At 51.2% G+C, this 7,029-nt stretch carries 4 protein-coding genes; 1 reads left to right on the top strand and 3 read right to left on the bottom strand.

Annotation, left to right across the window (positions count from 1 at the left end; translation table 11 throughout):
* Positions 1-128 precede the first annotated feature (128 nt).
* The 3 genes from ACKJSM_RS26830 to ACKJSM_RS26820 form a co-directional block, all read right to left on the bottom strand.
* Positions 129-2,492 carry an autotransporter outer membrane beta-barrel domain-containing protein gene (locus ACKJSM_RS26830; protein WP_410239341.1) on the bottom strand — a complete coding sequence of 788 codons (2,364 nt, stop codon included), beginning with the start codon at positions 2,490-2,492 and terminating at the stop codon, positions 129-131.
* A 223-nt stretch (positions 2,493-2,715) separates the two neighbouring features.
* Entirely contained in the window at positions 2,716-4,740 is a 2,025-nt protein-coding gene (locus tag ACKJSM_RS26825; RefSeq protein ID WP_410239340.1) for a hypothetical protein, read from the bottom strand.
* 143 nt (positions 4,741-4,883) lie between these two features.
* The gene (locus ACKJSM_RS26820) at positions 4,884-5,717 is read right to left on the bottom strand and encodes a hypothetical protein (protein WP_410239339.1); all 834 of its coding nucleotides are present in this window, start codon (positions 5,715-5,717) and stop codon (positions 4,884-4,886) included.
* A gap of 222 nt (positions 5,718-5,939) precedes the next feature.
* Between ACKJSM_RS26820 and ACKJSM_RS26815 the strand changes: the two genes are divergently transcribed.
* Entirely contained in the window at positions 5,940-6,968 is a 1,029-nt protein-coding gene (locus ACKJSM_RS26815; protein ID WP_410239338.1) for a LacI family DNA-binding transcriptional regulator, read from the top strand.
* Positions 6,969-7,029 lie beyond the last annotated feature (61 nt).

Here is a 7,029-nt window from a genome sequence, read left to right as displayed (position 1 = left end):
ACTACGCCTTTTAGCCGTTTCCATTACGTCCTCCTGAAAATAGATCAGAAGGTGTAAACCTTATTCAGGACGGGACACTCTTCACAAAAAAAGGAGGCGGTTGCCTCCTTTTTTACTGCAAAGCCTGATCAGAACGCCACGCTGATACCCGCGCTCACATTGTAATCCTGCTTGACAGTCTTGCTTTGGCTTGAACCTGCCTCGGCAAACAACTGCACTCCTTTTGGCAGAGCCCAGTTGACCCCTCCTGCCAGCTCAACGCTGGTAGCAGAAGTATCGTTGTTGAAACGGCTTTCGTTGATCCCGACTTCATTGGACTTGATGAACTCATGCCCCATTGCGACCCGGACTCTAGGTTGCAGTTTCTGTCCATTCCCCAAATCCATTTCGCTTCCCACATACAGGCCGCCCTTGGCCACAAGTGATCGGGTCAACTGGCTATCGACCTCAAGACCATTGTCCAGCGAATAATGTTTACCTGAGACAACTGCCGCGTTGAGTTGAGCAAAGGGAGCCCAGAACCAACGATCGTTCAGTGCATACTGCTTGCCTACTTCAAGCGAACCACTCAAACCATAGCTGTCATAGTCCCCCGTGGTGCGAACACCATCACTCATGGTGACCTTCAGATGATTATCAAAGCGGTTGATCTTCGTGACCGCATCAATATAGAAGCCGGTTTGCGAGTCGAGTTTCGTTGCATAAACGCCTACCGAGTAACTGTCGACAGTACCGGAACTCCCATACCTCAAATCAAGGCTAGTCTTGCTGTAGCCAAGCATCGCGCCGAACAGCCAATCACTGTCCATCGGCTTCGTATCTGCTCCGAATACAACGCCCTGCTGAGTCTGGCTGTAACCACCACCATAGCCATCCTGGACGCTATAGCGATTACCGTAGGTACGTGTCCAAACTCCGCCACTGCCTGAGTTGAGGCGCCGATCACCCATTCGGGTATTAAGCAGTGTGCGTTCAGCATCGATAATTGTGGAAGCCGTATTGGTAATGGCCAATGCGGATTGAGTACTGGTGCTGACCTGAGTGTCAGGCCGCAAGAACCAGCCGTTGCCCTCATCAAACAACTTGTAAGTGAACGCGCCGACATCCACGGCCCCGTTGACCAAAACAAAACTCGCGTCACCGCTGCCGACCCTGACCAGTTGGATAGGTTCGGTGGTCAACGGCTTGCTGCCGGTCGCACTCACGTTGATTCGATAGTCGCCCGTAGCGTTACCAGTCACGTTCAGAAAGTCAGTCTGGCGACCGCCGAAGTCCGTGGCCATCTTGAGAGTGCCATTGCCGGACAAATTACCGACATCCAGTTGGTAAAATCCCGCACCCTCACCAAAATCGAGTGTTGCGTTATTCATGGCCAACCGACCAACCTGGTTATTGCCAGTCAAGACCCAGGTCGAGTCGTTCAGTGCGAAACTCGATACATTTTCAACGTCACCGGTAAATGTCGAGCCATTATCAAGCGTTATATTGGAACCCTTGATTGCATCGCCTCGAAAAATTCCGGTAAAGCTACTTTGATTGTCCAGATTCAGTCTGGAAACATTCTGCAGATTACCTTTCAAAGAAGCGTTAGAGTCCAGACTGACCGTTGCTGTGCTGCCAGACGCCACCACAACATTTCCGCTAAGGTTACTGTTGACAACATTGAAATCGACGGACGTCCCACCTGCCACTTCCAGTATCGAGCCATTGCCGCCAATCAACGTCGAGCCATTCAATACGCTGATTTCGAGTGGTCCCAACGGATTACTGCCGATATCTGCAATGATCGCCGCTCCGCTTTTACCCTCGACACTGGAGTTGTCGAGAACCAGCCTGCTCAACTGTTCATCAGTGCCATCTCTCTGATAGGCAACACCATTGAGACCACCAATGATCTTTGAGCCAGCGCTCAGATTCGCAGAGCCACCGGCCAGTGTGAGGCCAAAACTCGATGCGCCCGTACCTTCCAGAGTGCTGTTCGTCAAGTTCAAAACGCTGTACGAAGTCACGAAAGCCCCACCGGTGGTGCCGCTAGCGGTGCTGTCGCGCATATCTACGATTGAGCCGGTTTGGGTATCGACATCCCGCACGGCTTGTAAGCCGATTAGCCTCCCGGAAATCGTCGATCCCGAAATAACCGCAGAGCTATTCGCCAGTGACAACGTCACGAAGCCCCCGACACCGGTGACCGTGACGTTATCGAGGTTGACCGATCCACCATCGACGGCATCAATTTGCTGGGTCTGGCCTCCGTTGGCATTCAGCGTCCCGCCCTGCATCGTGATTTCCAATGTGCTGGCACCATTGCTGGTCAAGATCGATCCGTTCGCCAGATGCCAGCTTTCCACCGCCGACGAAGGCAAGATCGTTTCCAGTTCTCCGGGATTCAATGCGCGAGCTTGTGCGTGAGGCAGGGACAACAGAAATAAAGCGAGATACGGAAATCCTCGAAGGATTTTATGCTGTACGAAGGGATCGTTTCTCGAACACATGGGGAACTACCATTATTAACTTCAAAAAGAAGGTTCGGCGCACCACATCAGAATCGCCTTACCAAGGGTCGGTAAGGTTACTGACCCTCAGCGAGGCTCTGATGTAGGAGAAGTCCTCTTGATAACTCAGAAATCTCCTTAAAACGTGAGTGAACTAATCTGTGCAACGCCCGGCATCAAAACGGATTTTTCTATGAGATGACGAGCGTCAGCAGGCAGAGTCTTAAGCCTCCTCGCAGTATTCCCCACGTGGATTCACCAGACTGATCTTGCTTGTAAATTCTGCCGAATTGTAATCAGTGCTGTTGATTTCCAACGAGTACCAGATTTTCCAATAGCCCAGGTAGTCGCCCGGTATAACAGGGGATGGGGGCGGTACCGGAATATTTCTGATAACGGGATCATAAGGCTCAATGATCATATCGAAGCCGTTAGCGCCCTCCGGATCCGCTATAGTATGTGGCGCTGACTTAAACGTGGTTTCCGGCGACTGCTGAGTCATCTCTGGATCCCGGTAACCCTGAGCATGAAGAGTGACCTTCCTGCCGACCTTCAGATGAGTTGGATTACCTGGAATATGAACTTTTAAACGGAAATCCGATTCCTTGAGATCGTCGCAAAGAATGATATCCTCATCCTCGTATTCTCTCTCGACCACCGGCTTGACCAAATCGACAATGATCGCGTTATTGGTAACTTGAGTGATGGGGGAGGGATTTTCGTTAACACCACCTATATCAGACCAGAACCATTGAAGCGGTTTATTCGCGCCAAAACCTCCATCATCAATCGTTTTCCAAGGCAAATTCATCGTGATGGAAGTGTCTCCATCTTTCAAAAACTCCGGACCAAATCGTACACCGGCGTACTCTCCAAAGATTTGCTGGCCCGTTTTAACTGGCTTATCCGGATCATTCGGGAGCGTGATAGTAACCGTCTGATCCTTATTGTAATCTACAGGTTCAAGAATATCAGGGACCGCAGTACTGGTAATATGAGCCGCGCTCAATTGTGCATTGGGAGGAACTGGATCAGTAGGGTTGATCGGTCCTGGATAGTAGATATTTTCAAAAATGTCATCAAGAAACGAAGTACTCACCGTTCCCGCGCCGCGCAATAACGTGGCATCTACCGTGACGGGAACATTACCGTCGGTATCAGCTCCGCCTTCATAATATGACTCTTCAATAACGGAGTATGGAACAACCCGAACATGTGGATCATCCGGACCAAACGGTTCCGTGCCTAAATCCTTTCCATTCCATGCCAGCTTTACATCATCATCATCCAGCACATTCTCAACTCTTTTCAGCTGAATAGTGACGCCGACCCCGCAATCTTTTAGATCAATTAACTTATCCGTATTTGCGAGTGGAACAACAGGTTTATCAATGACTGGCAGTGGCTTGAAAATAACTTTCAACCCTACGGCGAAGGATAATGCACTGCGATTTCCCGACTCACCCGCCTTAGCTGCACCGTCGTCCAGAATATAGTATGCATAAACGGCTCTTGGACTCAGTTGCATGACCTTTTCAATTGCGATGGTAATACTCCCAACACCTGCCGTGTCGCTGAAGGTGCCGTCAAAAAGAGGTGGCTCGTTGTTGACAGCAGTGTACCTTTCGCTGATATAAAACAGGATTTTGTCGGCCGCAATCCGATTTTGATAGTTAACAGGAAACGTAACCACCATGCCTGTTTTATTGCGTTCAATAAAATCCTCATCGATGACTCCACCGGGAGACAATGTGGGCAGTACAGGTACCGGAGGACGCGATTTCGAACCACCCGGAACAGCTTGGTAAGGGGCTCGACGGTCGACAATGAATGGGGTAGGGGTCGAATTCCAAGGATTACCAAATGGGGGTCTCACGCGATAGCGGACCCACCACTCGGTAGGTGTAGCCGGTGGATTGTCCTCAACAAGATTATCGGTTGGGATTTGGACAACATACTTAGGCGGCCGATCTGCGATAGGCCCGGCAGGGAAGCTAAGCTGGACTGTCCAGTTATTGGTATTGGCGCGAGTCGTTTGGACCTCAACCACGTCACCTTCCATCTGAAGTTCCCATAGTAACAACTCCACGGAAATCTTTTCGCCAGGTAAAAGTTTTGATGCAACTATCCGTTTATCGGTATCACTCACTTTATCAAGCACGGTCGGTGGCAAACCGGCCAAGGGTCCAATCGAGCGGGTTTCAAAGGCTAACCGATCAATTTCACCAAGCTGCTGTTTAGCGTTCATTTATCATGCTCCATGTTGATTTTCGACCAATACGACAAGCAAGGATAAAACTCACAAAACCCAATTCAACTCTGCCACCATCAAAGGCAATAGCTTCAGCTTATCAATGGCAGTAGCTGGTCAGGATTCTTATAATACTTTTTCTATGGTGGGTCGCAGGGATCTAGTTGGCCGGCAGGTCTACGATGAATTTTCACGACGCCAACCCATGACTGCCCGACATAAGCTCCTGCTCGTTTTATTTTATAAACCACAGAGCCAGCACAATTATCGATCAAGGGTTTGACATGGGGATCAAATGGAATCAACGGCAACTCAAACCCGCTTCTATTATTTGCATCAACTTCGGACAATGTATAACTGAATTGCCCAAATGTACTTTCAACAAAATATCTATCATCATTCGTTGGCACCGAAAACCCTTTCCATACCCACTCACAAATATCGTCTTTTTTGAAGCCTTGAAAAGGCACCACAACAAAAACCCCGATCCATATAGGCCGATTAGAACTGCAATGCAACTGCCCCCAAATATCTGCATCTGGAAAAATTGGACGCAATAATTTTGGCAACGGAATGATGCTGCGATCGATCGTCAGCTTTTTTTCTTGCGAATCAACTCTATTCCCAGGCAGTGGCTTAACTGCCCTGACAGAGTAATAGAGTTTTGCAGTACCATTCTTTGCAAAAAGATCTGCGTCCAGTGCTATCGGCAACTCAAGCTCAGTAATCGGCCCATCAAGGTTTTTTTGATAAATCGTCTTCTTGTCTCCATCGAGATCCCAATAAACTAAAAGTTCATCTGTTTTGTTTGGCTGGTCAGCATAGTTTGGCCAACGCTTGACTCGCGCCGTGCCGCCATTGATCAAGACATCTGCCGGTACGTTCCCGTCCGGGTCACTTTCGGGAATGCCGTCGACCGTTGGCGGGTCGGCAAGCAGGACGCCGGATGATCTTTCTCCGTTATTCAGCGACATAGCGGATTCCCGTTTGATACGAATTCGTTCAAGGGCTAATTTGTTGTCTATTTGAATTAAAGGCTCACCGGTAATGTTTGCCTACTGTCAGATCTGACAGGTCTTGCTACCGTCCGTCGCTTTTACCCGCTTCCTGAAAGTAAAATTGGCACTTGACGCAGGCCAATGCGTGGTGTTTTCTGAAACCGGTTTCAAAGCATAATTCCAAAAATAGGTCTGATCGTGAACGACTTCTCCGCCGCCCAGCGCAGCCGCGTCACCATGCTCGACGTCGCCGAACACGCCGGCGTCTCCAAGGCCAGCGTCTCGCGCTTCATCGGCGACGACCGCGCCTTGCTCTCCGACGCCATTGCCCAACGCATCGAGCAGGCGATTGCCGAACTCGGTTATCGTCCGAACCAGATGGCCCGAGGTTTGAAACGCGGCCGCACCCGCCTGATCGGCATGCTGGTGGCCGATATCCGCAACCCTTATTCGATCGCCGTGATGCACGGGGTGGAAACCGCCTGCCGCCGGCACGGCTACAGCCTCGTGGTGTGCAACACCGACCGCGATGACGAGCAGGAACGCCAGCACCTGGCGCTGTTGCGCTCGTACAACATCGAAGGGTTGATCGTGAACACCCTCGGTCATCACCGGGATGAGCTGGATGAGTTGAAACGGGAAATGCCGCTGGTGCTGGTGGATCGCAAGGTCGAGGGGCTCGACAGCGACATGGTCGGACTGAACAACCCGCAAGCCATCGAAATGGCACTCACGCATCTTGAGCAGCGCGGCTATCGCCATGTGCTGCTGGTGACCGAACCTCATGACGGCACCAGTTCGCGGATCGAGCGGGTCAGCAGTTTTCAGCAACAGATTGCCCAGCGCCAAGGCATAAATGGCTCGGTGCTGGAAACCGGCTCGAGCCTTGCGAACGACCTTCAAGCCTTTTTGAACACACCTGCTTCGGGACCTAAAGTCCTGTTCTGCGCCAACGGCGTGGCGGCGCTCGCCTGCACCCTGGCTTTGCGCGAGATTGGCTGCCGGTTGTTTGAGGATGTCGGGCTGATCGCGCTGGATGATCTGGATTGGTATCCGTTGGTGGGCAGCGGGATCACCGCCCTCGCCCAGCCGACACAAGAGATGGGTGCGCGGGCGTTTGAGTGTTTGCTCAAGCGGTTGCGTGGGGATGATGAAGCGGCACGGACACTGGATTTTGCGCCAGTACTGGTCGAGCGCGGCTCAACCCGTGGTTTATGTAGCGATTGATGTGGCCCCATCGCTGGCTTGCCAGCGATGGGGCCGAAAGAGCACTGCACAACCTGCTGAT

It is taken from the genome of Pseudomonas sp. PHC1, from assembly GCF_046487845.1.
Taxonomy (GTDB): Bacteria; Pseudomonadota; Gammaproteobacteria; order Pseudomonadales; family Pseudomonadaceae; genus Aquipseudomonas; species Aquipseudomonas sputi.
The sequence above is the reverse complement of the archived record's forward strand: the minus strand, read 5'-3'. Positions and strand labels throughout refer to the sequence as shown.